The organism is Streptomyces sp. NPDC001515 (assembly GCF_053597115.1).
On the sequence record NZ_JBSFHN010000002.1, the window covers coordinates 170,984 to 194,854 of the forward strand.

General features: G+C 73.6%; 22 protein-coding genes and 1 pseudogene. 16 read left to right on the forward strand and 7 right to left on the reverse strand.

The window, feature by feature from the left end; genetic code table 11:
• Positions 1 to 39 precede the first annotated feature (39 nt).
• Positions 40 to 321 (reverse strand): Lrp/AsnC family transcriptional regulator, encoded by a 282-nt coding sequence (locus tag ACWCXC_RS04370; protein WP_383643338.1) that lies wholly within the window; start codon positions 319 to 321, stop codon positions 40 to 42.
• Positions 318 to 1,021, reverse strand: a pseudogene (locus ACWCXC_RS04375) (rhomboid family intramembrane serine protease). The gene ACWCXC_RS04370 and the pseudogene ACWCXC_RS04375 overlap by 4 nt, the downstream one beginning before the upstream one ends.
• A 224-nt stretch (positions 1,022 to 1,245) precedes the next feature.
• Between ACWCXC_RS04375 and ACWCXC_RS04380 the strand changes: the two are divergent.
• The 5 genes from ACWCXC_RS04380 (at position 1,246) to ACWCXC_RS04400 (ending at position 6,736) form a co-directional block, all read left to right on the forward strand.
• Positions 1,246 to 1,488 carry a hypothetical protein gene (locus tag ACWCXC_RS04380; protein ID WP_383643341.1) on the forward strand — a complete coding sequence of 81 codons (243 nt, stop codon included), beginning with the start codon at positions 1,246 to 1,248 and terminating at the stop codon, positions 1,486 to 1,488.
• Between the two features lie 32 nt (positions 1,489 to 1,520).
• Positions 1,521 to 2,885, forward strand: coding sequence for an NYN domain-containing protein (locus ACWCXC_RS04385; RefSeq protein ID WP_450886674.1), 1,365 nt, complete (start codon positions 1,521 to 1,523; stop codon positions 2,883 to 2,885).
• A 288-nt stretch (positions 2,886 to 3,173) separates the two neighbouring features.
• A complete protein-coding gene (locus tag ACWCXC_RS04390; protein WP_450685049.1) occupies positions 3,174 to 4,199 on the forward strand; it encodes an NlpC/P60 family protein in 1,026 nt (341 codons plus the stop codon).
• Positions 4,200 to 4,434: 235 nt separating this feature from the next.
• Complete coding sequence (locus ACWCXC_RS04395; RefSeq protein WP_450685050.1) at positions 4,435 to 5,466, forward strand: NlpC/P60 family protein; 1,032 nt, start codon at positions 4,435 to 4,437, stop codon at positions 5,464 to 5,466.
• 16 nt (positions 5,467 to 5,482) lie between these two features.
• Positions 5,483 to 6,736 (forward strand): hypothetical protein, encoded by a 1,254-nt coding sequence (locus ACWCXC_RS04400; protein WP_450886560.1) that lies wholly within the window; start codon positions 5,483 to 5,485, stop codon positions 6,734 to 6,736.
• On the opposite strand, the gene ACWCXC_RS04405 is transcribed toward ACWCXC_RS04400, so the two are convergent.
• On the reverse strand, positions 6,693 to 7,961 hold the full coding sequence (locus ACWCXC_RS04405) for a glycosyltransferase 87 family protein (RefSeq protein WP_450886562.1): 1,269 nt from the start codon (positions 7,959 to 7,961) through the stop codon (positions 6,693 to 6,695). The two genes, ACWCXC_RS04400 and ACWCXC_RS04405, sit on opposite strands and share 44 nt — an antisense overlap.
• Before the next feature lie 100 nt (positions 7,962 to 8,061).
• Between ACWCXC_RS04405 and ACWCXC_RS04410 the strand changes: the two genes are divergently transcribed.
• Positions 8,062 to 9,204, forward strand: coding sequence for a glycosyltransferase family 4 protein (locus ACWCXC_RS04410; protein ID WP_450685053.1), 1,143 nt, complete (start codon positions 8,062 to 8,064; stop codon positions 9,202 to 9,204).
• A 61-nt stretch (positions 9,205 to 9,265) separates the two neighbouring features.
• Here ACWCXC_RS04410 and ACWCXC_RS04415 read toward each other — a convergent pair whose 3' ends face one another.
• Entirely contained in the window at positions 9,266 to 11,062 is a 1,797-nt protein-coding gene (locus ACWCXC_RS04415; RefSeq protein ID WP_450886564.1) for an AMP-dependent synthetase/ligase, read from the reverse strand.
• Positions 11,063 to 11,340: 278 nt separating this feature from the next.
• Between ACWCXC_RS04415 and ACWCXC_RS04420 the strand changes: the two genes are divergently transcribed.
• The 6 genes from ACWCXC_RS04420 to ACWCXC_RS04445 all read left to right on the forward strand — a co-directional run bounded on the left by ACWCXC_RS04420 (position 11,341) and on the right by ACWCXC_RS04445 (position 16,306).
• Positions 11,341 to 12,147, forward strand: coding sequence for a metallophosphoesterase family protein (locus ACWCXC_RS04420; RefSeq protein WP_450685055.1), 807 nt, complete (start codon positions 11,341 to 11,343; stop codon positions 12,145 to 12,147).
• 96 nt (positions 12,148 to 12,243) lie between these two features.
• On the forward strand, positions 12,244 to 12,693 hold the full coding sequence (locus tag ACWCXC_RS04425) for an SRPBCC family protein (RefSeq protein WP_450886567.1): 450 nt from the start codon (positions 12,244 to 12,246) through the stop codon (positions 12,691 to 12,693).
• Positions 12,694 to 12,697: 4 nt separating this feature from the next.
• Positions 12,698 to 13,900, forward strand: a complete 1,203-nt coding sequence (locus ACWCXC_RS04430; RefSeq protein ID WP_450685057.1) for an ArsA-related P-loop ATPase — start codon at positions 12,698 to 12,700, stop codon at positions 13,898 to 13,900.
• 94 nt (positions 13,901 to 13,994) lie between these two features.
• The gene (locus ACWCXC_RS04435; protein ID WP_450685058.1) at positions 13,995 to 14,453 is read left to right on the forward strand and encodes a DUF5304 domain-containing protein; all 459 of its coding nucleotides are present in this window, start codon (positions 13,995 to 13,997) and stop codon (positions 14,451 to 14,453) included.
• A 72-nt stretch (positions 14,454 to 14,525) separates the two neighbouring features.
• Entirely contained in the window at positions 14,526 to 15,467 is a 942-nt protein-coding gene (locus tag ACWCXC_RS04440) for an ROK family glucokinase (RefSeq protein ID WP_450685059.1), read from the forward strand.
• Between the two features lie 80 nt (positions 15,468 to 15,547).
• Complete coding sequence (locus tag ACWCXC_RS04445; RefSeq protein WP_450685060.1) at positions 15,548 to 16,306, forward strand: endonuclease/exonuclease/phosphatase family protein; 759 nt, start codon at positions 15,548 to 15,550, stop codon at positions 16,304 to 16,306.
• A gap of 99 nt (positions 16,307 to 16,405) precedes the next feature.
• On the opposite strand, the gene ACWCXC_RS04450 is transcribed toward ACWCXC_RS04445, so the two are convergent.
• Positions 16,406 to 17,086 carry a hypothetical protein gene (locus ACWCXC_RS04450; protein ID WP_450685061.1) on the reverse strand — a complete coding sequence of 227 codons (681 nt, stop codon included), beginning with the start codon at positions 17,084 to 17,086 and terminating at the stop codon, positions 16,406 to 16,408.
• Positions 17,079 to 17,858: an alpha/beta hydrolase gene (locus tag ACWCXC_RS04455; protein WP_450685062.1), complete on the reverse strand. Its 780-nt coding sequence runs from the start codon at positions 17,856 to 17,858 to the stop codon at positions 17,079 to 17,081. Before ACWCXC_RS04455 ends, ACWCXC_RS04450 begins: the two co-directional genes overlap by 8 nt.
• Before the next feature lie 187 nt (positions 17,859 to 18,045).
• Here ACWCXC_RS04455 and ACWCXC_RS04460 point away from each other — a divergent pair, with 187 nt between their 5' ends.
• The 4 genes from ACWCXC_RS04460 (at position 18,046) to ACWCXC_RS04475 (ending at position 21,954) form a co-directional block, all read left to right on the forward strand.
• On the forward strand, positions 18,046 to 18,807 hold the full coding sequence (locus ACWCXC_RS04460; RefSeq protein ID WP_450685063.1) for a lysophospholipid acyltransferase family protein: 762 nt from the start codon (positions 18,046 to 18,048) through the stop codon (positions 18,805 to 18,807).
• Between the two features lie 39 nt (positions 18,808 to 18,846).
• Positions 18,847 to 20,082: a MacS family sensor histidine kinase gene (gene macS / locus ACWCXC_RS04465; protein ID WP_450685064.1), complete on the forward strand. Its 1,236-nt coding sequence runs from the start codon at positions 18,847 to 18,849 to the stop codon at positions 20,080 to 20,082.
• Positions 20,079 to 20,774: a response regulator gene (locus tag ACWCXC_RS04470; RefSeq protein ID WP_450685065.1), complete on the forward strand. Its 696-nt coding sequence runs from the start codon at positions 20,079 to 20,081 to the stop codon at positions 20,772 to 20,774. Before macS ends, ACWCXC_RS04470 begins: the two co-directional genes overlap by 4 nt.
• A gap of 175 nt (positions 20,775 to 20,949) precedes the next feature.
• Positions 20,950 to 21,954: a 2-hydroxyacid dehydrogenase gene (locus ACWCXC_RS04475; RefSeq protein WP_450685066.1), complete on the forward strand. Its 1,005-nt coding sequence runs from the start codon at positions 20,950 to 20,952 to the stop codon at positions 21,952 to 21,954.
• A gap of 10 nt (positions 21,955 to 21,964) precedes the next feature.
• On the opposite strand, the gene ACWCXC_RS04480 is transcribed toward ACWCXC_RS04475, so the two are convergent.
• Entirely contained in the window at positions 21,965 to 23,857 is a 1,893-nt protein-coding gene (locus tag ACWCXC_RS04480; RefSeq protein WP_450886572.1) for an anthranilate synthase family protein, read from the reverse strand.
• Between the last annotated feature and the right edge of the window lie 14 nt (positions 23,858 to 23,871).

Consider the following 23,871-nt stretch of genomic DNA (forward strand, 5'->3'; position numbering starts at 1 on the left):
CCCCGTACCCGGCCGCCGTCATGTCGCGGGCCGTCCGGCTCAGCCGTCCAGGCCGATGGCGAAGGCCGCCTCCAGATCGTGCTGGGAGTACGTACGGAACGCCACATGGGTGTCCGTCGCCTCGACGCCGGGGATCTTGCTGATCCGGCCGGGGATGATGTCGGCGAGGTCGTCGTGCTGGGGGACCCGGACCATGGCGATCAGATCGTAGGTACCGGTGACCGAGAAGACCTCGCTGACGCTGTCCAGCGCGGCGATGGCCTCGGCGATCTCGGGAATCCGGTCCACGCTGGTCTTGATGAGCACGATCGCGGTGATCACGGCTGGCTTTCTCCCTCGGTGGCCGTGGCTGGAGACTTCACTCTAGAGCCTTGTGCCGGGAACGCGCCGGGCCGGGATCGCGCCGGTAGCGTCCCCAGGCGTAGAGGAAGCCGGTGGCGAAGCCCACCACATGGGCGAGATAGGCCACCCCCGGCCCGCTGCCCGCCCCCTCGGCCGCCAGCCACTGGAGGACGAACCAGAAGATCAGCACGATCCAGGCGGGGAAGCGCAGCGGCAGGAAGAGCAGGAACGGGAAGAGGCTGGTGACCCGGGCCCGGGGGAAGAGATAGAGGAAGGCGCCGAGCACCGCCGAGATCGCCCCCGACGCGCCGACGAGGGTCTGGTCGGAGGTGGCGTGCGCGGCGGCGTAGCCCAGCAGGGCGAGATAGCCGCAGCCGAGGTAGAAGAGCGCGAACTCGGTGTGGCCCATCCGCTCCTCGGCCATCGCGCCGAACACGTACAGGAAGAGCATGTTGCCCAGCAGGTGCAGCCAGCTGCCGTGGACGAAGAGCGCGGTGAGCGGGGTGAGCACGGCGTGCGCCGAGCCGTCCCACAGCTCGTCGGGGATCACGCCCCAGCGCTCGAAGTAGCCGGCCTGGGCCGCGAGCAGGGCGTCCCCGGTGCCGTAGACCGGGATGAACCCGGACAGCGGACTGATCAGGAAGATCACGCAGCACAGGGCGATGAGGGTGTACGTCACCGGCGGCCCGCCGGAGGTGGCCGCCCGCACGATTCTGCCGGCCGCAGCCCGCCGATCGATCATGAACAGAGCATGACGCAAGCGGAGGGAACGGGACAGACCGCCTCGCCGTGCCGGTGGGAAGCGACAAGGCCGTAGGGTTACGACAGGACATCCGCAGTTCGACGGCGCACCGCGAGATCCTTGGTCCGGCAGCTCACGGCTCGAGATAAGAGGACACACCGATGACGACGGTTCCCCAGCCGACCGACACCACTCGCTGGCGCTGCACGCTCTGCGGAAATCTGACCCGGTTCGATGTGACGCGGACGTCCAAGGTCGTCGAGTACGTCCATCTCGACCTGGCCGGTGAGTCCAGCGTCGAGGAACGCGAGGTGGTCAGTGAGACCATCGAGTCGGTGCGGTGCCGCTGGTGCAACGCGGTGGACCAGATCGAGCTGGTCGACAGGCCGGGCGCCGACTCCTGACGGGGCCGAGCCCAGACGGAACGAGGTGACGGATCGTGGAGCAGCCCGCCGGCAGCGCCGCGTCGGCAGAGGCGGCCGGCGGCGCCGCGGAGGCGCTCGACCGCCCGCTGCCCGAACGGGTGCGGCGGCGGGTCGTCGCCCTGGTCGCGGACGCGTTCGGCGGTCTCACGGTCACCGAACTCCCGGCCCAGCTGAGGCAGTACGCCCGTTTCACGCCGACCCGGCGGGCCAAGTTCGCCGGGAACGCGATGGCGGCCGCCCTCGAGAGCGATCCGTCCTTCCGCCGGCGCATCGGTGAACGGCTGGGCGACTCCCAGCCGGAGCTGACCGCCGCGCTGACGGCGGGGGCGCCGCCCGCCGCCGCCGATCCGGTCGATGTGGCGGCCGTGGCCTATGTGCTGCGGCCGGCCGGCTGGGTCAAGCTGGTCGCCGCCGCCGGCGAGGAGGCCCAGCGGGCCGACGCCGAGCGCGCCGACGAGGAGAGCCGGCTCGAACTGGACCGGCTGCGCGAGGAGCTGGAGCGGGCCCGCGCCCAGACGAAGAGCGAGACGGAACGGCTCCGCGCCGAGCTGGAGGCGGCCCGCAAGGAGGCCGACGCCCTCCAGCGCAAGCTGCGCAGCGCGCTCAACGAGGTGAAGCGCGGCGAGGCCGCGCTGCGCCGGGCCGCGGCCGAGGCCGACGCCGCACGCGCCGATTCGGCCGCCCAGCTCTCCGCGGCCGAGAGCGAGGCCCGGCGGCTGCGGGCCAGGCTCGGGGAGGCCGAGGCGTCCGTGGAGGCGGGCCGCCGGGCCGCCCGGGAGGGGCGCTCGGTGGAGGACATGCGGCTGCGGCTGCTGCTGGACACCGTGCTGGAGGCGGCCTCGGGGCTGCGCCGCGAACTGGCCCTGCCGCCCTCGTCGATGCGCCCCGCGGACGGGGTGGACGCGGTGGAGCCCGGCCGGATGTCGCCCAAGGACATCGCCGCCCGCGCCCTGTCGGAGACCGATCCGGCGCTGCTCGACCAGTTGCTCGCGCTGCCGCAGGCCCATCTGATCGTGGACGGCTACAACGTCACCAAGACGGGTTATCCGCAGATGCCGTTGGAGAAGCAGCGGCTGCGGCTGCTGGGCGGGCTCTCGATGCTCGCGGCCCAGACCGGCGCGGAGATGACCTGTGTCTTCGACGGGGCGGAGCTGGCCGCTCCGGTGCTGCTGGCGCCGCCGCGCGGGGTGCGGGTGCTGTTCAGCAAGCCCGGTGTCACGGCGGACGAGCTGATCCGTCAACTGGCCCGCGCCGAACCGCCCGGACGCCCGGTCGTGGTCGTCTCCACCGACCGCGAGGTGGCCGACGGAGTGGCGAAGGCGGGCGCCCGTCCCGTAGCGTCCCTCTTGCTCCTCAAACGGCTTTCGCGCGTCTGACGTGGGTTGTCCGTTCTCGCCGGATATCGCGGAACGGACCGTCAAGTCGCCGCTACACCCCGTGCGATGCGGGTAAAGAAGTGCCGTCCGGGCTCAGTTTTTTCCCGTGAGGATTTGAACTGATCACAAGATGGTTACTAAGGTCGGGCCTCGAACCTCCGCGCGGTTGATCACCCATCCGGGGTGGCAGCGGAGGGAGCGCCGAATCCGTGACCGTACGGAGCCGGGGATTCACCTCCCCCACATGCCCGGTAGGCGGCTCGAACGAGGAAGAAGGAGCTCGCCTTCGTGGCGTCCCACCGTCGTCCCAAGCAGCCGAGCCGCACCCGCGTGACCGTGCTCACCGCCACTGCCGCCGCCGCCGTGGCGCTCACCTCCCAGGCCGCCCACGCCGACCCCAAGCCGACCAAGAGCGAGGTCAAGGCGAAGGTCGACAAGCTGTACCACGAGGCCGAGGAGGCCACGGAGCAGTACAGCGGTGCCAAGGAGAAGCAGGCCAAGCTGCAGAAGCAGATCGACGCCATCCAGGACAAGGTGGCGCGCGGTCAGCAGGAGCTCAACACGCTCCGCTCGGGACTCGGTTCGCTCGCCGCCGCGCAGTACCGCTCCGGCGGGCTCGACCCCTCCGTGCAGCTCTTCCTCTCCTCGGACCCGGACAGCTTCCTCGACCAGGCGTCCGCCCTCGACCAGTTGACGGCCAAGCAGGCCCAGTCGCTGACGAAGATCCAGGAGAAGCAGCGGGGTCTCGCGCAGGAGCGCAAGGAGGCCCAGGACAAGCTGAGCGACCTTGCCGACGTCCGCAAGACCCTCGGCGAGAAGAAGAAGAAGCAGCAGACCAAGCTCGCCGAGGCGCAGAAGCTCCTCAACACCCTCACCGAGGCCGAGCGCGCCAAGATGCGCCAGGACGACCTCCGCGCCAGCCGCGCCGCCGGTGAGCGCATCGAGCTGGGCAACGAGGCCCCCGCCTCCGCCCTCGGCGCCGCCGCCCTCCAGGCCGCCAGCACCCGGGTCGGCGCGCCGTACGTCTACGGCGCCACCGGCCCCGGCTCCTTCGACTGCTCGGGCCTGACCCAGTGGGCCTACGCCCAGGCCGGTGCCAACATCACCCGCACCACGTACAGCCAGATCACCCAGGGCACCCAGATCCCCCGCAGCCAGCTCAAGCCCGGCGACCTGGTCTTCTTCAGCGGCACCTCGCACGTCGGCCTGTACGCCGGCAACAACACCGTGCTGCACGCCCCGAAGCCGGGCACCTACGTGCGCTACGAATCGATGAACACCGTCGGCAGCTACCAGACCGCCGTGCGCATCTGATCACGCCCGAACGGGCGAAATTCACGCGCCCCGAACTGACCGCCGCCCCGCCGGAGACCACAGGTCACCGGCGGGGCGTCACTGTGTGTACGGCCGCCGGGCCCGGCGTGGTCTTTGTCCGCTGTGTGATCACGCGACTACTGTCTGGCTGCCGCGCAGCTCCGCTCCGGTCCGCCCGCCCCGGGCGGCGGGAGCCGCGCGCGCCTGCGCACAGCGGAAGGGAGTACGGCGTCCTGTGGTGTCCCATCGCCGTTCCACACAGCCCGGCACGAGCCGGAGCGTCCGGGTGACCGTCATCTCGGCGGCTGCGGCGACCGCCGCCGCGGCGCTCGGCGCCGGCGGGGCGCACGCCGAGCCGCAGGACACACCGCGGACCGCGGGGGCCAGGGTCGACCGCCTCTTCGCCGAGGCCGAACGCGCCACCGAGCGGTACAACCGGGCCGGGGAGGACATCACCCGGCTGCGCGACCGGATCGGCCGGGCCCAGGACCGGGCCGCCCGGGTCCAGGAACGCGTCAACCGGCTCCGCGAGGAGCTGGGCTCGGCCGCCCGCGAGGAGTACCGCTCCGGCGGCATCGACCCCTCCCTCGCCCTGATGCTCTCCTCCGACCCGGACACCTACCTCGACCGGGCCGCCACGCTCGGCCGGGTGCGGGACGGCCGGGCCCTCACCCTGGACCGGCTCCGCAAGGCACAGCGCGCCCTCGCCCAGACCCGGGCCGAGGCCGCCGGGGCCCTGGCCGAACTGGAACGCGGCCGGGCGGCGGTCAGCAGCCACAAGCGCACCGTCGAACGCAAGCTCCGCGAGGCCCGCCGGCTCCTGAAGACGCTGCCCGCGCGCGACCGCGACACGTACGGCCGCGCCTCGCGCGGCGCCCGCTCCGACGCCTCCTGGCCGCTCACCGGACTCCCGGCGGGCTCCTCGCGCGCCGCCGCCGCCGTCGCGGCCGCCACCGGCGCGCTCGGCCGGCCGTACGTCTGGGGCGCCAACGGGCCCTCCGGATTCGACTGCTCCGGGCTGATGCAGTGGGCGTACGCCCAGGCCGGGGTCAGCCTGCCGCGCACCTCGCAGGCCCAGCGGTACGCGGGCCGCCAGGTGCCGCTCTCCGAGGCCCGCCCCGGGGACCTCGTCGTCTACCGGGCGGACGCCAGCCACGTCGGCATGTACGTCGGCGGCGGCCGGGTCATCCACGCCCCCTACCCCGGCGCGGCCGTCCGCTACGACCCGGTCGGCATGATGCCCGTCTCCTCGGTCACCCGGGTCTGACCGTACCCTCGGTCATGTGGCCGATCAGGGGCGTACCGAGGTGCGCACGCGCGAGGGACGGCGGCGGGCGGCGGGTGCCGCGCTCGCCGTCCTGCTGTGCGCGGCCGGCTGCGGGGCCCCGGCGGACCGGGCCCCCGACACCACCGCCCGCGGCGTCCGCGCCACCCTGGACCGGCGGGCCGACGCCGTCCTGCGCCACGACCCGCAGGGCTATCTCGCGGTCGTCGCCCCGGACGCCACCGCCCTGCGCACCGCCCAGCGCCGGGAGATCGCCCACCTCGCGGACGTGCCGATCGGCTCCTGGACCTACCGGGTGACCGGTCTGGACCCGCACGGCGGCGACCGGGTCACCGCCGAGGTCCGGCTCGGCTACCGGATCGCGGACTACGACGCCGCGCCCGTCTCCGCGGACCGCGTCATCGAGCTGGAACGGGACGCGGAGGACGGCCGGTGGTACCTCACGGCCGACCGGGCGGCGGCCGACGGCGGGCGCCAGCTGTGGGAGCAGGGCGATGTCGAGGTGGTGCGCGGCGCCCACAGCCTGGTGCTGGGCGTCGGCCGCTCCCGCGCGGAGCTGGACGCGATCGCGGCCACCGCGGACGCCGCCGTTCCGGCCGTCTCGGCGGCCTGGCCGGAGCGCTGGGCCGGACGCGTGGTCGTGCTGGTCCCCGGCTCGGTGACCGGCATGGCGGAACTGCTCGGCTCGCCCGCCGCGAACTACCGGGGCATAGCGGCCGTCACCACCGGGGAGACCGGCGGTTCGGGGAGGGGGCCCGCCGACCGGGTCGTCGTCAACCCGGAGGCGTACGCGATGCTCGGCTCCTTCGGGCGGCACGTCGTTCTCACCCACGAGACCACCCATGTCGCCACCCGCGCCCGGACCTCCTCGGCCACCCCCTCCTGGCTCTCCGAGGGCTTCGCGGACTGGGCCGCCTACCGCGACGAGGAGCGCACGGCCGCCGAGGTCGCGCCCGAACTGGCCGACGCCGTGCGGGCGGGCGAGGTGCCCGCCGCGCTCCCCAGCGACGAGGACTTCGGCTTCGCCGGGGACGCCGACCGGCTGGCACGGGCGTACGAGGGGGCCTGGCTGGCCTGCGCGCTGATCGCCGACGAGTGGGGCGAGGCGAAGCTGTTCGCGTTCTACCGGGCCGTCGGGGGGCACTCCGGACGGGACGGGGCGGTGGAGCAGGCCCTCCAGGAGGTGCTGGGGACCACCCCGCAGGACTTCACCGTGCGCTGGCGGGAGTATCTGGAGAGCCGGCTCGGCTGAGCGCGGGCGCGCCGGGCTCCGGGTCCGCCGCCCGGCTCCGCGGCCCCGGCCGCACGGTGTCCCGCCACAGCGTCGCGCCCGCCGTCAGGCACGCCGCGACCAGCAGCCCGTTGCGCAGGAACATCAGCGTCACCCCGGTGGCGTCACTGGTCACCACATGGACGAAGCCCAGCGGGAACTCCAGCTGGGTGACGCCCGTCGCCACCAGGACCAGCCCGGCCGGCCACGCCATCCGGCTCTCCCGCAGCACCAGGCAGACCGCGGCGAGCCCCACCAGCCACAGCATGTACTGGGGGCTGATCACCCGGCTCGTGGTGGTGAACAGCAGCACCGCCGTGAACGCCGCGTCCGCCGGCGTGCTCACCCCGAAGGTCCGCGCCCGCAGCCGCCACACCAGCAGCCAGCCGAACGCCACCGCGCTCAGCCCCAGCGCCAGCGTGCTCACCAGCGGCACGTGCGGGCCCAGGAACTCCAGCGAGCCGTAGTGCAGCTCCACCCGCCCCTGCCAGCCGAACTGCCGCGCCACATGGAAGACCAGCGCCCCCAGCGACTCCACCTCGGTGCCCCGGTCGCGCTGGAAGCCCAGGAAGGCCATCGCGCCCGGCGCCGCCGCCGCGCACACCACCAGCAGACCGGCCGCCACCCCGGCCGCCGTCGCCCACGCCAGCCGGGTCGCCCGCCCGCGCGCCGTACCGGCCAGCACCAGCACCGGCCACACCTTCAGCAGCGCCCCGAACGCGGCCAGCGCCCCCAGCACCCGGGGGTGCCGCAGTCCCGCCAGCAGCGCCGCCACCGCGACGGCCGTCACCATCACGTCGTAACGGGCGTACGCCGTCGTGCCCAGCAGCGGCACGCCCGCCACCCACACCCAGACCCCGGCCGTGCGCCGCCCCGGCCCGTCGCTCGCGCGCAGCAGCAGGGCCAGCACCAGTCCGTCGCAGAGGAAGGCCAGCAGGAAGAAGGCCGAGGCGTAGTCCAGGAAGGGCAGCAGCCCGGGGGAGAGGATCGCCAGCGCCGCCGCGGGCGGGTACTGCCAGGTGACGTCCGACTCCGGATAGGTGCCCGACCTCAGCACATCGGCCCAGCCGTGGTAGATCACCGACACGTCGCTCGTCACGTCCGGCCCCGGCAGCGTGATCACCTTGGCGACGCAGAGCAGCAGCAGGGACCTGGTCAGCGCCCATACCGCGAAGGCCGCCGCCCGCGTGCCGCTCGTACCCCTCATGACCCGCCCTCACCCGTTGTCCGCGTGTACGAGGAGCCATGATGCCCGGTCGCTCCGTGCGAAACCCACCAGGCGGGGCCGCCCGGTACTGTCGGCGGCGATGGACAAGACCTTGATCGTGACCAATGACTTCCCGCCGCGCCCCGGCGGCATCCAGGCGTTCCTGCACAACATGGCGCTCCGGCTCGACCCGGAGCGGGTCGTCGTCTACGCCTCGACCTGGAAGCACGACGCCGAGGGGGCGGCGGCCACCGCCGCCTTCGACGCGGAGCAGCCCTTCACGGTGGTCCGCGACCGGACGACGATGCTGCTGCCGACCCCCGGGGCGACCCGGCGGGCCACGGCGCTGCTGCGGGAGCACGGCTGCACCTCCGTCTGGTTCGGCGCCGCCGCCCCGCTCGGCCTGATGGCCCCGGCGCTGCGGCGCGCGGGCGCCCGCCGGCTGGTCGCCACCACGCACGGCCACGAGGCCGGCTGGGCGCAGCTGCCCGCCGCCCGGCAGTTGCTGCGGCGGATCGGGGAGTCCACGGACACGCTCACCTACCTCGGCGAGTACACCCGCTCCCGGATCGCCTCCGCGCTCACCCCGGCCGCCGCCGCCCGGATGGTCCAGCTGCCGCCCGGCGTCGACGAGAAGACCTTCCACCCGGACTCGGGCGGGGACCGGGTGCGGGCCCGGCTCGGGCTCACCGACCGGCCGGTCGTCGTCTGCGTCTCCCGGCTGGTGCCGCGCAAGGGCCAGGACACCCTGATCCTGGCCATGCCCGCGATCCTGGCCCGGCGCCCCGACACCGTGCTGCTGGTCGTCGGGGGCGGGCCCTACGAGGCGGAGCTGCGGAAGCTGGCCCGGGAGACCGGGGTGGCGGAGGCGGTGCGCTTCACCGGGGCGGTGCCGTGGGAGGAGCTGCCCGCGCACTACGGGGCCGGCGACGTCTTCGCGATGCCGTGCCGGACCCGGCGCGGCGGCCTGGACGTGGAGGGCCTGGGCATCGTCTACCTGGAGGCGTCCGCGACCGGGCTGCCGGTGGTGGCGGGCGACTCGGGCGGCGCGCCGGACGCGGTGCTGGACGGCGAGACCGGCTGGGTGGTGCGCGGCGGCTCGGCCGAGGAGGCGGCGGAGCGGATCCTCGCGCTGCTGGACGACCCCGAGCTGGCCCGGCGGATGGGGGAGCGGGGCCGGGCCTGGGTCGAGGAGACCTGGCGCTGGGACCTGCTGGCGGAACGGCTGCGGGACCTGCTCTGAGCCCACGGGAGAGGGGCCCGCACCGGTGTGGTGCGGGCCCCTCTCCCGTGGGCTCACGCGGTCACGAGCGGTAGATCGACTCCACCTCGTCCGCGAAGTCCTTCGCCACGACGTTGCGCTTCAGCTTCAGCGACGGGGTGATGTGACCCGCCTCCTCGGTGAACTGGGCGCCCAGGATGCGGAACTTGCGGACGGACTCGGCCTTGGACACCGCCGCGTTGCCGTCGTCGATCGCGCGCTGCACCTCGGCCAGCAGCTCCGGGTCCTCGCGCAGCGAGAGCGCGGTCGAACCGGCGGGCTTGCCGTGCTCCTCGGCCCAGCGGCCCAGGAACTCCTCGTCCAGGGTCACCAGGGCGCCCACGAACGGGCGGCCGTCGCCGACCACCATGCACTCCGCCACCAGGGCGTGGCCCCGGATGCGGTCCTCGATGACGGCCGGGGCGACGTTCTTGCCGCCGGCCGTCACGATGATCTCCTTCTTGCGGCCGGTGATCGCGAGGTAGCCGTCCTCGTCGAGGGTGCCGATGTCCCCGGTGTGGAACCAGCCGTCGGCCAGCGCCTCGGCCGTGGCCGCCTCGTTGTTCCAGTAGCCGGAGAACAGGTGCTCGCCGTGGAGCAGCACCTCCCCGTCGTCCGCGATGCGCACCACGGAGCCGGGCAGCGGCTGGCCGACCGTGCCGATCTTCTGCCGGTCCCAGGGGTTGAAGGCGGTGGCCGCGCAGGTCTCGGTCAGTCCGTAGCCCTCCAGGACGGTGAAGCCGATGCCCCGGTAGAAGTGGCCGAGCCGCTCGCCGAGCGGGGCGCCGCCGGAGATCGCGTACTCGCCCCGGCCGCCGAGCACCGCGCGCAGCTTGGCGTAGACGAGCCGGTCGAAGAGCTTGTGGCGCAGCCGCAGGCCCAGCGACGGGCCCTGCGGGGTGGAGAGCGCCCGGCTGTAGGCGATCGCCGTGTTCGCGGCCCGGTCGAAGATCTTGCCCTTGCCGTCGGCCTGCGCCTTGGCCCGCGCGGAGTTGTAGACCTTCTCGAAGACCCGGGGCACGCCGAGGATCAGCGTGGGCCGGAACGAGGCGAGTTCGTCGGTGAGGTTCTTGATGTCCGGTACGCAGCCGAGCTTGATCGGCGCCATCACCGAGGCGACCTCGACCAGCCGGCCGAAGACGTGCGCGGTGGGCAGGAAGAGCAGGACCGAGCACTCACCGGTGCGGAACAGGGGCTTCAGCCGCTCGACCACGTTGCCGCACTCCGCGAAGAAGCTGCGGTGGGTGAGCACACAGCCCTTGGGGCGGCCCGTGGTGCCCGAGGTGTAGACGATGGTGGCCGGATCGTCGGCCTTGGCGCTCGCGGCGCGCAGGTCCACGGTCTCCTCGGAGACGCCGGCGCCCTCGGTGGTCAGCGTGTCGAGCGCGCCCCGGTCGATCTGCCACACATGGCGCAGCTCCGGCAGCCGGTCGCGCACGGAGGCCACGGTCCCGGCGTGCGCGTCGCTCTCCACCAGCACCGCGACCGCGCCCGAGTCGCCGAGGATCCACTGCACCTGCTCGGCGGAGCTGGTCTCGTACACCGGGACGGTGACGGCACCCGCGCTCCAGATCGCGAAGTCCAGTCGCACCCACTCGTAGCGGGTGCGCGACATCAGCGCGACCCGGTCGCCGGGCTCCACGCCCGCGGCGATCAGACCCTTCGCGGCGGCTCTGACCTCGGCCAGGAAGGCGGTGGCGGTGACGTCCGTCCAGACGCCGTCCACCTTGCGGCTCATCACCGCGACATCGGGATGCTGAGCGGCATTGCGGCGGATGAGATCCGTCAGGTTGCCGTCCGAGGGGACCTCGTACAGGGCCGGAAGGCTGAACTCGCGCAAGACTGCTGCTCCTCATCGGGCTCCGGTGCCACGGCTCTGTGTGATGCACCGGCGCGGTCCAAGATGGCGGGTGCTCAGTGGGGTGAGCACGACTGGACTGCCCGGACGTTACCCACCAGTACTCGGTTCCGGATAGGGGGTTCGGGCCAGATGTCTTATGCGTCACACGGATTGGTGGTCCTCTCCGGCACAGTAGTGCACCGGGACCGCCGGGCGGAGGTAACCGCAGGTAGGACCGCCTCTGTCCAGACGCGGGCCGAAGTCCTAGGGTGGCCGTCATGCGAGCGGGAGCGAACGGCGGGGCAGCGGTCCGGAAGGGGCGCACCCGCGTCCACGTGGTCAGCGACGTGCACGGCAACACCGAGGCGCTGGCCCGCGCCGGCGACGGCGCCGACGCCCTGGTCTGCCTCGGTGACCTGGTGCTCTTCCTCGACTACGCGGACCACTCGCGCGGCATCTTCCCCGACCTCTTCGGCGTGGAGAACGCCGACCGGATCGTCGCCCTGCGCACCGCGCGCCGCTTCGAGGAGGCCCGGGACCTCGGCCGGGCGCTCTGGGCGGGCCGGGACCGCGACGCCGCCATCGCCTCCGCCGTGCGCAAGCAGTACGCCGAGATGTTCGCCGCGATGCCCTCACCGACGTACGCCACCTACGGAAACGTCGACATCCCCGCCCTCTGGCCGGAGTACGCGGGCCCCGGCACCACCGTCCTGGACGGCCAGCGCGCCGAGATCGGCGGACTCGTCTTCGGCTTCGTCGGCGGCGGCCTGCGCACCCCCATGCGCACCCCGTACGAGATCGACGACGAGGAGTACGCCGCCAAGATCGAGGCGGTCGGCGCCGTCGACGTGCTCTGCACCCACATCCCGCCCGACGTCCCCGAGCTGACCTACGACACCGTCGCGCGCCGCTTCGAGCGCGGCAGCCGGGCCCTCCTCGACGCCGTGCGCCGCACCCGTCCCCGGTACGCGCTTTTCGGCCATGTCCACCAGCCGTTGGTCCGCCGGATGCGGATCGGCGCCACCGAGTGCGTGAACGTCGGCCACTTCGCCTCCACCGGCCGTCCATGGGCGCTGGAGTGGTGACCGCGCCCCGGGCCCGGGGCGCCGCACGCACGCGATAGCCTTCTGGCGGCAGGCCTCTGCCGACGGACCGGTACACCGCACTGGAGGGCCACAGCGATGGCTGAACACACCAGCTCGACGATCACGATCGAGGCGGCACCGGCCGACGTCATGGGCGTGATCGCCGACTTCGACCGCTATCCGGAATGGACCGGCGAGGTCAAGGAGGCCGAGGTCCTGGCCACCGACGAGCAGGGCCGCGCCGAGAAGGTCCGGCTGGTCCTGGACGCCGGGGCGATCAAGGACGACCACACCCTCGCGTACACCTGGATCGGTGACTACGAGGTCGGCTGGACCCTGGTCAAGTCCCAGATGCTGCGCGCCCTGGACGGTTCGTACGCGCTGGCGCCGCTCGGCGACGGCGACCGCACCGAGGTCACCTACCGGCTGACCGTCGACGTCAAGATCCCCATGCTCGGCATGATCAAGCGCAAGGCCGAGAAGGTCATCATCGACCGCGCCCTGGCCGGTCTCAAGAAGCGCGTCGAGTCCGTCCCGAAGGGCTGACCGCGTGCGTACGGTCCTGGTCACCGGCCCCGGCGGCGCCGGCCGTACCACCGCCGCGGCGGCGACCGCCCTGGCCGGATCCCGACGGGGCGACCGCACCCTGCTGATCACGGCCGGTCCCGTCCCCGGACTCCCCGCCCAGGCCGCGCCCGCCCCCGTCACCGACACGCTGGACTGCGTCACGGTCGACTCCGGCGCCCATTTCCGCGCCGAACTCCTCGCCCTCCAGGAGAAGCTGTCCGGCCTGCTCGGACTCCTCGGCGGCAACCCGCTGGACGGCGAGGAACTCACCGAACTGCCCGGCAGTACCGAACTGGCCCTGCTCCACACCCTGCGCCGCGCGGCCCGGGGCGACTGGTCGCGGCCCGGCTACGACCTCCTCGTCGTGGACCTGCCGCCGCTGCGCGACGCCCTCGCCCTGCTCGCCCTGCCCGAACGGCTCCGCCGCTATCTGCGCCGGCTGCTGCCGCAGGAGCGCCAGGCCGCCCGCGCCCTGCGCCCGATGCTCGCCCAACTGGCCGGGGTCCCGGCCCCCGCCCAGTGGCTGTACGAGGCCGCCGCCCGCCGCGACACCGAACTGGCCCAGGTCCAGGCGCTGATCGAGGACCGCGCCACCACCCTGCGGCTCGTCGCCGAACCGGGCCCCGCCGCCGAGGACGCCCTGCGCGCCGCCCGCACCGGCCTGGCCCTGCACGGGCTGCGCGTCGACGCTCTGCTCGCCAGCCGGGTGCTGCCCCGGCACTCGGCCGACCCGTGGTTCGCCGCGCTCGCCGCCCAGCAGGACAAGACCCTCGACCGCTGGGACGCGGAGCCGCCCGCCGGAGCCGGCGTCGTACGCCTGCCGCACCTGGGGCGCGACCCCCGGGGACCGGAGGACCTGGCCGCGCTCGGCGCCCCGGCGCCGGACCGCCGCGAGGAGGGGCGCGCCGAGGACCCCTGGTGGATCGAGGAGGCCGCGGGAGGCGAGGGCGCGGACGGGGGCGACGGGATACTCGTCTGGTGCCTGCCGCTGCCCGGCGCCGTCAAGACGGACCTCCACCTGGTCCGCAGGGGCGGCGAACTGCTGCTGACCGTCGGCGCGTTCCACCGCATCGTCCCCCTGGAGTCCGCGTTGCGCCGCTGCACCGTCTCCGGCGCCGCCCTCACCGACGGGGTGCTGCGCGTCCGGTTCGTCCCCGACCCGGAGCTGTGGCCCAGGACGGGCTGAACGCCGTACCACCGTTCGGGTAACGTCGGTGGTACGCGTCCGGTATCCCTCCGGTGCGCGGGGCCGCAGGCCCGCCACGTCGCAGGAGTCCGCCATGAGCGATGCCACCGATCGTCCCGTCGACGACGACGCCTGGGCCCAGGCCTGCGCCGAGGACCTCGCCGCCGAGAAGGCCCGCCGCCGCGCCGAGCGCGGCGCGCCCCCCGGCTCCGCCGCCGAGGAGCTGCGCAAGCTGGTCGACGCCGTGGCCGACAAGCTCGGATCCTTCCAGGCGCCGCTGCTCGGCGCCGCCGCGCAGGGCGCCGTCCAGCAGGCCATCCGCCAGGCGAAGGCCGCCGTCGAGCCCGTCATCGAACGCAATCCAGACGTTTTCGACCACATCGCCGCAGCCGGCAGCGAACTGCTCGCCGCCTACCGCTCGGCGGTCGAGGGGCAGGAACGCCGCTGGACCCAGGGTGCCGGGGACCCCGCGGGCACCGAATCGAAGGCGGACGGCGCCTCCGGCCCCCGGGACGAAGGCCCCGGCGGCGGCGAACACATCGACCTGGACTGACCGCAGCGTCGGGTGGGGCCCCGGCCTCGGGTACGGTTGCCTCAGCGGGGCTCGACCGGAACTGAGGGATTCATGGGACTCACCATCGGCGTCGATATCGGCGGCACGAAGATCGCGGCTGGAGTGGTCGACGAGGAGGGCCAGATCCTCTCGACCTTCAAGGTGCCGACCCCGCCGACCGCCGAAGGCATCGTGGACGCGATCGCGGCGGCGGTGTCCGGCGCGAGCGAGGGACATCCCGTCGAGGCGGTCGGCATCGGCGCCGCCGGCTACGTCGACGACAAGCGGGCCACGGTGCTGTTCGCACCGAACATCAACTGGCGGCACGAACCGCTGAAGGACAAGGTCGAGCAGCGCGTCGGCCTCCCCGTCGTCGTCGAGAACGACGCCAACGCGGCCGCCTGGGGCGAATACCGCTTCGGCGCGGGCCAGGGCCACGACGACGTCATCTGCATCACGCTCGGCACCGGCCTCGGCGGCGGCATCATCATCGGCAACAAGCTGCGACGCGGACGCTTCGGCGTGGCCGCCGAGTTCGGCCACATCCGGGTCGTCCCGGACGGCCTGCTCTGCGGCTGCGGCAGCCAGGGCTGCTGGGAGCAGTACGCCTCCGGCCGCGCCCTCGTGCGCTACGCGAAGCAGCGCGCCAACGCCACCCCCGAGAACGCCACGATCCTCCTGGCGCTCGGTGACGGCACGGTCGAGGGCATCGAGGGCAAGCACATCAGCGAGGCCGCCCGGCAGGGCTGCCCGGTGGCCGTCGACTCCTTCCGCGAACTGGCCCGCTGGGCGGGCGCCGGACTGGCCGACCTCGCCTCGCTCTTCGACCCCTCCGCGTTCATCGTCGGCGGCGGCGTCTCGGACGAGGGGGAACTGGTCCTCGACCCGATCCGCAAGTCCTTCCGCCGCTGGCTGATCGGCGGCGAATGGCGCCCCCACGCCCAGGTGCTCGCGGCCCAACTCGGCGGCAAGGCCGGTCTGGTGGGCGCGGCGGACCTGGCCCGCCAGGGCTGATCCACCGTCACGGACGAATCGACCGGACGCCCGTCGCGCCCTCTGGGGGGTGACGGGCGTCCGGTCGTATCGTGAGGCGCATGGCCACGATGACGTCGCTGCCCGAGTCCCGTACCGAACAGGACGGTTCGGCCGTCGTCCGGGTGCTCGGCTACAACATCCGCTCGATGCGCGACGACTGCGAGGCGCTGGCCCGCGTCGTCCGCGCCTGCGCGCCGGACCTGGTGCTGATCCAGGAGGCGCCGCGCTTCTTCCGGTGGCGCAAGCGGGCCGCCTGGCTGGCCGCCCGTACGGATCTGGTGGTCCTGGGCGGCGGCGCCACGGCGGCCGGTCCGCTGCTGCTGTGCTCGCTGCGGGCGACGGTGGAGCGCACCGAGGACATCCTGCTGCCGCTCACCCCGGGGCTGCACCGCCGGGGGCTGGCCACCGCCGTGGTCCGGATCGCCGGGGCCCGGATCGGGGTGGTGAGCTGCCATCTGAGCCTTCAGCGCCAGGAGCGACTGGCCCAGGCGCGGCGGCTGCTGGAGACGGTGGACGCGATGGGCGTGGACCACGTGGTGGTCGCGGGGGACCTCAACGACGTGCCGAGCGGGCGGGCCTTCCGGCTGCTCTCCGGGCGGCTCCAGGACTGCTGGGAGGCGTCTCCCCGGGGCGGGGAGTACACCTTCCCGCAGCACGACCCGCTGCGGCGGCTGGACGCGGTCTTCGCGACCCGGGGCATCGAGGTGCTGGGCTGCGGGGTCCCCGAGGGCCTGCCGGGGATCCGGCGCGCCGATCTGCTGGCCGCGACCGACCATCTGCCGGTGCTGGCGGCGCTGAGGGTGCCGGCCGGCGGCTGAACCGGCCGGCGCGTGCGGCACATCGGCCGGCCGACGCCGTGCGCTACGCGGACCGGCCGGCGCGACGCATCGCGCGGACCGGCCGGCGCCGTGCCGGTCTCAGACCACCGCGCCGCGGCCCGGGTCGTCCCCGTCCTCGTCGTCCGGGTCCATCCGCGCGACCAGCGTGACGAATCCGCCCAGGAAGCCGCCGACGCCCACGGTCGTCAGCCACCAGGTCATCTCCCAGCGCAGGAGCACCGCGAGCAGCAGCAGGACCGGACCGCCGACCACCGCGAGCCAGGCGAACTTCGCGGTGACGTCGGCCTCCGGCAGCGGCGGGGGCTCCGGCGGCACGAAGTGCCCCTCGTCCTCGCCGTCGAGGTCGTTCTCCCCGGGCTCGGCCGGTTCGTAGTCGCGCGGGCCGACGCCGGGGGCGAAGACCACGGAGCTGCCCAGCGGCTTCTCCGGGGGCCGGGGCACGCTCTTGCCGAGGCCCTTGTCCGGGGCCGGGTCGACGGGGTCCTCCGGGAGGGCGAGATCCTCCACCGAGCGGAAGGGCCGGGCGCCCGGCGGGTCCGGCGGCTCCTCCCCGTACCCCGCGACGATCGCCTTCCAGGCGGCCTCCTCGTCGAGCGGGCGCTCGGGCCCGTCGGCCGGGGCCGGGTCGGGGGACGGGGCAGGGTCGGGGGCCGGGACCGCCGGCGCGCCGCCCTCCTCGTCGGGCGCGGCCGCTCCTGCGGCGTGGAGCGGCTCGCGCTCCTCCTCGCTCCCTGCGCGCTCCGCGTCGTGCTCAGCCACCGGACGTGCTCCCCTTCTTCCCGAGGCTCGGCGCGAGGCGGCCGATGAACGAGACGCTCTCGTCGAAGATCCGCTCCGCATCATGGTCCAACGTCGCGACGTGGTAGCTCTGTTCCAGCAGGATCTCCTCGACGTCCGTGGAGGAGATCCTGCTCAGGATGCGGACCGTGTCGGCGGGCGGCACCACATGGTCCTGGCGGCTGTGCAGCAGCAGGACGGGCTGGGTGACCTGGGGCAGTTCCGTGTCGACCAGGCGGAAGAAGGCCCGCACCGAATGCGCGGCGTGCAGTGGCACCCGGTCGTAGCCCGTCTCCTGAACGCCCTCCTTCGCGATGTCGCTCGCCAGCCCCTTCGTCGTGCGCACCAGATGGCGGGCGACCGGCAGCGCGTACGCCGAGAGGCCGTGCACCTTGTTGGCCGGGTTGACCAGCACCAGGCCCCGCACCGCGTCCCCGTACCGCGCGGCCAGGCGCAGGGCGAGCGCGCCGCCCATGGACAGACCGAAGACGAAGACCTGCGCGCACCGGTCCAGCAGCGCCCGCAGCTCCCGGTCCACCTCCGCGTACCAGTCCTGCCAGCCGGTGACCTGCATGTCCTCCCAGCGCGTGCCGTGCCCCGGCAGCAGCGGCAGCGCGACCGTGAACCCGCGCGCGGCCAGATGGTCGGCCCAGGGGCGCAGCGACTGCGGGGAACCGGTGAAGCCGTGGCAGAGAAGGACGCCGACCTCTCCGCCCTCGTGGCGGAACGGCTCGGCTCCAGGGAGGACCGGCACCGGGGTCTCCTGTTCGTGAGGCTCGGAGGGGAGCGGAAGGGGGGAGTGCGGAAGGATTACTTCACCGTACGCGACCGGGCCGACACCGACCAGGGCCGTCACCGGGCGGGGGTGCGGGGCGCCGCGCGGAGGCCGTGGCGGCGGCACGGGTTAGGGTCTGTCGGACGGCACACAGGAGGCACCCGAGTTGATCTACGGCGCTATGAAGTTCTCCATCGGCGGGTCCCTGAAGCTCGCCTTCAGGCCGTGGGTGGAGGGCCTGGAGAACATTCCCGCGCAGGGGCCCGCGATCCTCGCCTCCAACCATCTGTCGTTCTCCGACTCGTTCTTCCTGCCGGCCGTGCTGGACCGGAAGGTCACCTTCATCGCCAAGGCCGAGTACTTCACCTCGCCCGGGGTGAAGGGCCGGCTGACCGCGGCCTTCTTCAAGGGCGTCGGACAGCTCCCGGTGGACCGCTCCGGGGCACGCGGGGCCGGGGAGGCGGCGATCAGGGCCGGGATCGAGGTCATCGAGAGCGGCGGTCTCTTCGGCATCTACCCCGAGGGGACCCGCTCGCCCGACGGGCGGCTCTACCGGGGCAAGCCCGGCGGACTGGCCCGGGTGGCCCTCGCGACCGGGGCGCCCGTCATCCCCGTCGCGATGATCGACACCGAGAAGATCCAGCCGCCCGGCCAGGTCGTGCCCCGGCTGATGCGCCCGGGGATCAGGATCGGCGCGCCCCTCGACTTCAGCCGCTACCACGGCATGGAGGGCGACCGCTTCATCCTGCGCTCGCTCACCGACGAGGTGATGTACGAGATCATGAAGCTCTCGGGCCAGGAGTACGTCGACATCTACGCGACCGCCGCCAAGCGGATGATCGCGGACGAGGCGAAGCGGCGGGCCGAGGCCGCGAAGAAGGGGCCCTCGCTTCCGGGGGGCACGGAGACGGACCGCGACGACGCCTGAGGGCGCGCGGGCCCGCCGGGGGTGGGGGGAAACACCAGCATGGTCAGACGCGTACGCGTGGTGCGGATGTCGGTCGAGCAGCCGCTGTGGCGCGCCCTGACGGCGTACCGCGTCCTGACGATGCTCTACGCGGTGCTGCTCGCCGTCCTGGGACGCGACGAGTACGACCGGCCCTGGGTCGCCGTCGCCTTCCTGGTGGCGATGGCCGTCTGGACGCTCGCCACCCTGCCGAGGGTGGCGAGCGCGGCGGCCTGCACCGGACGCTTCCTGGGCGCCGACCTCACGGTGGCGCTCGTGGGCATCCTGATCACCCCGCTCGCCGACTTCGAGGCCCAGCACGTGGACGGCACGACCCTGCCGTCCATCTGGACCGCGGGCTCGGTCCTGGCCTTCGCGATCAAGGGCGGCTGGCGGTGGGCGGCCTTCGCCTCCAGCCTCGTGGCCGTCGCCAATCTGATCGAACGCGCCGAGCCCAGCCGCGACACCCTCCACAACGTCCTGCTGGTCTGGGTCGCCTCCATCGCCATCGGGTACGTCGTCGAGGTGGCCCGCGCCAGTGAGCGCACCCTCGCCCGGGCCCTGGAGATCGAGGCCGCCACCCGCGAACGCGAACGCCTGGCCCGGGACATCCACGACAGCGTGCTCCAGGTCCTGGCCATGGTGCAGCGGCGCGGCGCGGCCATCGGCGGCGAGGCGGCCGAGCTGGGGCGGATGGCCGGGGAGCAGGAGATCGCCCTGCGCTCCCTGGTCTCCAGCGGTCTGGTGCCCCCCACCCGGCTCTCCGAGGACGCGGCCGAGGGTGCCGTCGTCCGGACCGTCGAGACGGACGACGAGGACGAGGACGGGCCCGGCGGGTCCGGGGTGACCGATCTGCGGACGCTGCTCGCCCCGCACGCCGGATCCCGGGTGACGTTCTCCGAGCCGGGCGCCCCGGTGCCGCTGCCCTCGTCGGCCGCGGCCGAGCTGGCGGCGGCGGTGGGCGCGGCCCTGGACAATGTGCGGGTGCACGCGGGGGAGGACGCCCGTGCGTGGATCCTGGTCGAGGACTGGCCGGACGAGGTGATCGTCACGGTCCGCGACGACGGGCCCGGCATCCCGGAGGGGCGGCTCGCCCAGGCCGAGGGCGAGGGCCGGCTCGGCGTCGCCCTGTCGATCCGGGGGCGGCTGCGCGATCTGGGCGGCACGGCAGAACTGATCTCGGTGCCCGGCCAGGGCACCGAGGTCGAACTGAAGGTTCCGAGAACGGCACGGGGGAAGGCGGAGAAGACCCGATGAACGCGGTACACGACGAGGGCGGCCGGGCGCGGCCGCCGATCAGGGTGATGGTGGTCGACGACCATCCGATGTGGCGGGACGCCGTGGCCCGCGATCTGACGGAGTCGGGCTTCGACGTGGTCGCGACGGCCGGCGACGGCCAGCAGGCCGTCCGCAGGGCCGGGGCCGTCACGCCCGACGTCCTGGTCCTGGACCTCAATCTGCCCGGGATGCCGGGCGTCCAGGTCTGCAAGGAACTGGTCGGCTCGCAGCCGGGGCTGCGGGTCCTGGTCCTGTCCGCCAGCGGTGAGCACGCCGATGTCCTGGAGGCGGTGAAGTCCGGCGCCACCGGCTATCTGCTGAAGTCGGCCAGCACCCAGGAGCTGACCGAGGCGGTCCGCTCCACGGCCGCCGGCGATCCGGTCTTCACCCCCGGCCTCGCCGGTCTCGTCCTCGGCGAGTACCGCCGGCTGGCCTCCGAACCCGCGCCGGCCGCCCCGGACGAGCCCAAGGCCCCCCGGCTCACCGACCGGGAGACCGAGGTCCTGCGGCTGGTCGCCAAGGGGCTGTCGTACAAGCAGATCGCCGAACGGCTGGTCATTTCGCACCGCACCGTGCAGAACCACGTCCAGAACACCCTGGGCAAACTCCAGCTGCACAATCGGGTGGAGCTGGTGCGGTACGCGATCGAACGCGGTCTGGACGACGTGTAGGGCCTTTCGTCGCGGCGGGTGGGAGAACGACCCCGGCGGCCGGGGCCGTCCTCGGCCGAGCGGCGCTCGGAGGGGTCCGGCCGTATATTCGCGGTGACCGGACCCGCCGGGCCGCCCGCGCACCTCGGTGCGCGTCCGGCCCGGCCCCCCGCCCGCAGCCGTCACGGGAGACGTCGTGGAGATCCTGGCCTTCGGAGTGCAGTCCGACGAGAAGCCGTTGATCGAGAAGGCGTTCGCCGGGAAGCACGAGGTGCGCTGCCTGGACGTCTTCCTGAACCAGGACACGGCGCCGATCGCGGCCGGCCACGAGATCATCTCCACCAGCGTCAACGCCGATCTGGGCGCCCGGGTCCTCCAGACCCTCGCCGCCGGCGGCACCCAGATGATCGCCCAGCGCTCCACCGGCTTCAACAACATCGACCTGGACGTCGCGGAACGGCTCGCGCTGCGCGTCGCCCGGGTCTCGTACTACTCCCCGTACTCCGTCGCGGAGTTCGCCTGGACCCTCGCCATGGCGGTCAACCGCCGCGTGGTCCGGGCCACCACCCGCACCCGGGACTTCGACTTCCGCCTCGACGGACTCCTCGGCCGGGACATGCGCGGCCGCACCGCGGGCATCATCGGCACCGGCAAGATCGGTGAGGCCTTCACCCGGATCGCCCACGGCTTCGGCATGGATCTGCTCGGCTGGGACGTCACCGAGAACCCCGCCTGCGTCGACCTCGGCATGCGCTACGTCGACAAGGACGAACTGCTCGCCGACTCCGACCTGATCAGCCTGCACGTCCCGCTGCTGCCCTCCACCCACCACATCATCGGCCGGGAGGCGCTGGCCCGGATGAAGGACGACGCGATCCTGATCAACACCAGCCGCGGCGGGCTCGTCGACACCAAGGCCCTCGTCGAGGAGTTGCGGGCCGGCCGCTTCCTCGGCGTCGGACTCGACGTGTACGAGGCCGAGGCCGGGCTCTTCTTCCTCGACCGCTCCCTCCAGGGCGTCGACGACGACACCCTGGCCCGGCTCGTCACCTTCCCGAACGTCCTGGTCACCTCGCACCAGGCGTACTACACCGAGGACGCCGTCGGCCAGATCATCGACGCCACCGTCCGCAACGTCGACGACTACCTGGCCGGCCGGCGCGGCGAGAACGTCCTGGTCCCCGCCGCGCCCACGCCCTGAGACGGGCCGCTCAGCCGCGCACCGGCAGCCCCGCCAGCAGTTCGGCCACGATCACCGAACCGCGCAGCGTCAGCACCGACTCCGGGTGGAACTGCACCGAGGCGAAGCCCCCGCCGCGCAGCGCGTGCAGTTCCCCGGTCGCCGCGTCCCGGCTGACCTCCACGCCGTGCGCCGCCAGCTCGGCGGCGGCCGCGTCGTCGCACCGCGCCGTGAAGCTGTTGTAGAACCCCACGGTCTCCGGGCGGCCGAAGAGGTCGATCCGGGTCTGCGCGCCCTGGTACGGCACCGTCTTGCGCACGATGTCCAGGCCCTGCTCGGCGGCGATCAGCTCATGGCCCAGGCACACCCCGAGCAGCCCGTGCCGGTGCTCCCGGACCAGCTCGGCGGCCAGCTCCCGCAGCAGCACCATCTTGGGGTCCGCCCGGTCACCGGGATCGCCGGGACCCGGGCCGAGCACGACGGGGCCCTCGTGCGCCCGGACCGTCTCGCGCAGCCCCGGCGCGTCGTAGCGGACCACCGTCACCTCCAGCCCCGAGGCCCGCAGCACATGCCCGAGCATCGAGGTGAAGGTGTCCTCGCCGTCGACCACCAGCGCGTGCCCCGCCAGCGTGTCGGCGCGCTCCTGCATCCGCAGCCAGAACGGGGCCAGCCCGTCGCGCCGGGCGTCCAGCGCGGCCCGCACCCGGGGATCGTCGGCCAGCAGCGGCCGCGCCTCCTCGTCGCGCGGCCGGCCGGGCCGCACCCCGAGCGCGGTGAGCACCCCGGCCGCCTTGGCATGGGTCTCGGCGACCTCGCTCTCCGGGTCGGAGTGGCGCACCAGCGTCGCCCCGACCGGCACCCGCAGCTCGCCCCCGGCCGAGATGTCCGCCGTCCGGATCAGGATCGGCGAGTCCAGGGTCTGCGCCCCGTCGGGCCCCTGGCTCAGCAGGGCGAGGGCGCCCGCGTAGTAGCCCCGGCCGCCGTCCTCGTACCGCTCGATGACCCGGCAGGCGTTCTGCACCGGCGAGCCCGTGACGGTCGCCGCGAACATCGTCTCCTTCAGCACCTCGCGCATGTCCAGCGAACTGCGCCCGCGCAACTCGTACTCCGTGTGCGCGAGATGGGCCATCTCCTTGAGCCGGGGGCCGATCACCACCCCGCCCATGTCGCCGACGGTGCACATCATCTTGAGCTCCTCGTCGACCACCATGGACAGCTCCTCCGTCTCCTTGCGGTCGCCCAGGAAGGTCAGCAGGTTCTCGGCGGTCGGGCCCTCGGCCGGGTAGCGGTAGGTGCCGCTGATCGGATTCATCACGACCGTCCCGCCCGACATCCGCACATGCACCTCGGGGCTCGCCCCGACCAGCGTCCTCTCCCCGGTGTGCACCACGAACGTCCAGTACGCCCCCCGCTCACCGGCCAGCAGCCGCCGGAACAGCGCCAGCGCGTCCGCCCGGTCGAAGCCGGGGATCTCGCCCCGGAAGGTGCGCCGGATGACGAAGTTGGCGCCCTCGCCCCGCCCGATCTCGTCCTCGATGACCCGCCGCACGGTCTGCGCGTACTCCGCGTCCGGCACGTCGAACGCGCCACCCTCCACCCGCACCTCGTGGCGGGGGAGCAGGGCCAGCACCTCCCCGAGGGGCAGGACGTGGCTCTCGTCGGCGACCAGCACGGAGAGCGGGGTGCCGTCGTCGCGGACGTCGAAACCGCGCTCGGCGATCTGCCGGAACGGCACCAGGGCGAGCGAGGGCCGCTCGCCCACCGGGACGTCGGCCAGCCGCTCGGCCTCGTGCACCCGGCCGATCAGTACCTCGACGGTGTCGTGGTCGTGGCCCGGGGTGCGCCGGCGCAGCAGCGCGAAGGGCGGGCAGTCCTCGCCCTGGAGGCGGTCGATGAGCGTCCGGGGCGTCGTGTGCGGTGCCATGAGGAGTGTTCCTT

Excerpts from the sequence above, each read along its gene's own strand:
- ACWCXC_RS04405 (WP_450886562.1), bottom strand. The coding sequence starts at position 7,961 with ATGAGGGGTACGAGCGGCACGCGGGCGGCGGCCTTCGCGGTATGGGCG.
- ACWCXC_RS04435 (WP_450685058.1), top strand. The coding sequence starts at position 13,995 with ATGAGCGATGCCACCGATCGTCCCGTCGACGACGACGCCTGGGCCCAG.
- ACWCXC_RS04410 (WP_450685053.1), top strand. The coding sequence starts at position 8,062 with ATGGACAAGACCTTGATCGTGACCAATGACTTCCCGCCGCGCCCCGGC.
- ACWCXC_RS04480 (WP_450886572.1), bottom strand. The coding sequence starts at position 23,857 with ATGGCACCGCACACGACGCCCCGGACGCTCATCGACCGCCTCCAGGGC.
- macS (WP_450685064.1), top strand. The coding sequence starts at position 18,847 with ATGGTCAGACGCGTACGCGTGGTGCGGATGTCGGTCGAGCAGCCGCTG.
- ACWCXC_RS04425 (WP_450886567.1), top strand. The coding sequence starts at position 12,244 with ATGGCTGAACACACCAGCTCGACGATCACGATCGAGGCGGCACCGGCC.
- ACWCXC_RS04420 (WP_450685055.1), top strand. The coding sequence starts at position 11,341 with ATGCGAGCGGGAGCGAACGGCGGGGCAGCGGTCCGGAAGGGGCGCACC.
- ACWCXC_RS04470 (WP_450685065.1), top strand. The coding sequence starts at position 20,079 with ATGAACGCGGTACACGACGAGGGCGGCCGGGCGCGGCCGCCGATCAGG.
- ACWCXC_RS04440 (WP_450685059.1), top strand. The coding sequence starts at position 14,526 with ATGGGACTCACCATCGGCGTCGATATCGGCGGCACGAAGATCGCGGCT.
- ACWCXC_RS04445 (WP_450685060.1), top strand. The coding sequence starts at position 15,548 with ATGGCCACGATGACGTCGCTGCCCGAGTCCCGTACCGAACAGGACGGT.
- ACWCXC_RS04380 (WP_383643341.1), top strand. The coding sequence starts at position 1,246 with ATGACGACGGTTCCCCAGCCGACCGACACCACTCGCTGGCGCTGCACG.